The sequence below is a fragment of the Bradyrhizobium sp. STM 3809 genome (assembly GCF_000239795.1).
Lineage (GTDB): Bacteria > Pseudomonadota > Alphaproteobacteria > Rhizobiales > Xanthobacteraceae > Bradyrhizobium.
Genome location: NZ_CAFJ01000554.1, coordinates 1 through 3,009, shown reverse-complemented (window position 1 = coordinate 3,009; position 3,009 = coordinate 1). Strand labels below are relative to the sequence as shown.

Sequence of the window (3,009 nt, the reverse complement as noted above, 5' to 3'; positions counted from 1 at the left end):
CAACATCAAGCTGTCCAACGGCGTCTCGCTCGACGTCGTCGCCAACAACCTGCTCAACTCGGGCCAGATCGCGGCCGACCTGAAGCTGCGCGACCAGACCCTGGTGCAGGCGCAGACCCAGGTCGACCAGCTCGCGGCGACGTTTGCCTCGGCGCTGTCGGACAAGACCACGGCCGGCACCGCGGTCGCCGGTCCGCCGGCCGGCTTCGACGTCTCGACCACGGGCCTGCTGGCCGGCAATACCATCAACCTGACCTACACGGATTCGAGCAACGTCCAGCGCCAGGTCAAGATCGTCAACGTCAACGACCCCGCGGCGCTGCCGCTGCAGAACGCGACTGGCGCCAACCCGTCCTATGTCGGCGTCGACTTCTCGCTCGGCATGGCGTCGGTGGTGACGCAGCTCAACAGCGCGCTGGGGTCGGCGCATCTGCAATTCGCCAACCCCTCCGGCAATACGCTGCGGATCACGGACGACGGCACCAGCCAGGCGACCGTGAAGGCCGCCTCGGCAACCACGACCGTGCAGACGCTCGCCAGCGGCAATGCACAGCTGCCGGTGTTCACCGATGGCGGCGCGCTCTACACCGGCGCGATCACCTCGAGCGGCTCGCAGATGACCGGACTCGCCGGACGCCTCAACGTCAATCCGGCGCTGCTCAACGACGCGACCAAGCTGTCGACCTATTCGACCTCGCCGGCGACCGCCGCGGGCGACTCGACCCGGCCGGACTTCCTGTTCGCGCAGCTCACCTCGGCCAGCTTCAGCTACTCGCCGACCACGGGCCTCGGCTCGGCGGCGCAGCCGTTCCAGGGTACGGTGTCAGGCTATCTGCAGCAGTTCGTCAGCCAGCAGGGCAGCGCCTCCGACCTCGCCAGCCAGCTCAGCCAGGGCCAGAGCGTCGTCGTCGCCACTCTGAAGGAGAAGTTCAAATCGACCGCGGGCGTCAACATGGACAGCGAAATGTCCAACCTGATCCAGGTCCAGAACACCTACGCGGCCAACGCCCATATCATGTCGGTCGTGCAGAGCATGATGCAGAGCCTGCTCCAGGCCTATCAGTAAGGGTTCGTGTCAGATGACGATCAGCAGTGTCAATTACGGAACGTCTCTGCTCGGCCTGTCCGTGCGGAACATCTCCAACCAGCTCGCCGATCTCTCGACCCAGCTGTCGAGCGGCGTGAAGGCCAACAACTATGCCGGGATGGGGCCGGACGAGGGGTTCGCGATCGCGGCCCGCGCGCAGCTGTCGAACATCTCGGCCTTCACGCTGACGATGACCCATGTCAACACGGTCATCGGCGCCATGAACACCTCGCTGCAGTCGTTGTCGAAGATCGGCGACCAGGTCCAGAGCGGCGCCTCGGCGACGCCGCAGAACCTCACCAGCACCGGCCAGACCACCGGCCAGCAGACGGCGTCGTCGAACCTGTCGGCGATCGTCGGCATCCTCAACACCCAGGTCGGCGACCGTTTCATCTTCTCGGGCAGCGCCACCGACCGGCCGGCGATCGCCTCGGCCGACGAGATCCTCAACGGCACGGCGACCCAGGCCGGCCTGAAGCAGGTCATCGCCGAGCGGCGGCAGGCCGATCTCGGCCTCAACGGCCTCGGCCGGCTCAACCTCTCGGCCTCGGCCACCGTGCCGATCACGCTGTCGGAGGACGTTGCCGGGTCGCCCTTCGGCCTCAAGCTCAGCTCGGTGACGTCGTCGCTGACCAATGCGACGGTGACCGGCCCGTCCGGCTCGCCCGCCGGCATCTCGGTGGACCTGACGGCTGGCAATCCGAATGCCGGCGACCAGATCAGCTTCACCTTCAAGCTGCCCGATGGCACCTCGGAATCGATCCAGCTGACGGCCTCGACCACCACGCCGGCGCCCGCCAACACCTTCGCCATCGGCGCAACCCCCGCGGCGACCTCGGCCAACCTCAACGCGGCGCTGAACACGGCGCTCGGCACGCTCGCCAACACCGCTCTCGTCGGAGCCTCGGCGGTGACCGCCGGCGACAACTTCTTCAACACGGCAAGCGCGGTGTCGGGAACGGTGGTCAACAACAAGGCCGCGACGCCGGCGCCGATCACCGGCGCGACGCTGCTGTCGGGCGCGGCCAGCACCGATTCCATCGGCACCAACTTCGCCTCCGGCGACACCATCACCGTCAACGGACAGACGCTGAGCTTCGTCGCCTCCGGCGCCAGCGGCAACACCCAGATCAACGTCACCGACAGCGTGCAGACGCTGCTGTCGAAGATCGACGCGCTGAGCGGCACCTCGAAGGCCTCCACCGTCAGCGGTGGTGCGATCACGCTGCGCACCGACAATGCCGCGAGCTTCTCGATCTCGAGCTCGAATGCAGGCGCATTCGCCGCGCTCGGCTTTTCCGGGACGGTGACCGCGCCGACGCCGCCCTTGCGGGTGTCCGGCACGCCGCTGGGATCGGCGACCAGCCTGGTCAACGGCTCGGCCAACACGATCTCCTGGTACACCGGCAACAGCGGGCCGGGCACGGCGCGCGCGAGCGCCTCGATCCGCATCGACACCGCGCAGAGCATTCAGTTCGGCGCACAGGCCAATGAGTTCGCGATCCGCAACCTCGTGCAGCAGACCGCGGTCTATGCTGCGGTGAACACCCCGCCGACGGGCGCGAATGCCGGCCAGCAGATCGGCGCGCTCAGCGAGCGCATCGCTTACAATCTGACGTCCCAGCTCGGCCAGCAGTCGATCTCCGACATCCAGACCGACTTCGCCAACGCGCAGACCACCATGAAGGACGCGACCGCGCGCCAGACCCAGGCCAAGGCGGCGATGCAGAGCCTGGTCGACCAGACCGAGGGCATCTCGCAGCAGGAGGTCGCGAGCCAGATCCTGCAGCTGCAGACCAACCTTCAGGCGTCGTACCAGACGACGGCGATGCTGGCCCAGCTGTCGCTGGTGAAGTACCTGTAAAAAAACGGGGACGGTGGTTAAGTTCTCGTTAACCACGTCTCTTTAGCTTTTGTTCAGA

General features: G+C 66.8%; 2 protein-coding genes. Both read left to right on the top strand.

All coding sequences use genetic code 11. From position 1 onward, the window contains the following. On the top strand, positions 1–1,066 hold a 1,066-nt coding region (locus tag BRAS3809_RS25280; protein ID WP_035658433.1), incomplete at its 5' end, for a flagellar basal body rod C-terminal domain-containing protein. Positions 1,067–1,079: 13 nt separating this feature from the next. Continuing rightward, on the top strand, positions 1,080–2,951 hold the full coding sequence (locus tag BRAS3809_RS25275; protein ID WP_008964867.1) for a flagellar protein: 1,872 nt from the start codon (positions 1,080–1,082) through the stop codon (positions 2,949–2,951). Positions 2,952–3,009: the final 58 nt, after the last annotated feature.

What these genes read in the sequence shown, in the direction of transcription:
- BRAS3809_RS25275 (WP_008964867.1), top strand. Translation starts at nt 1,080, where the DNA reads ATGACGATCAGCAGTGTCAATTACGGAACGTCTCTGCTCGGCCTGTCC.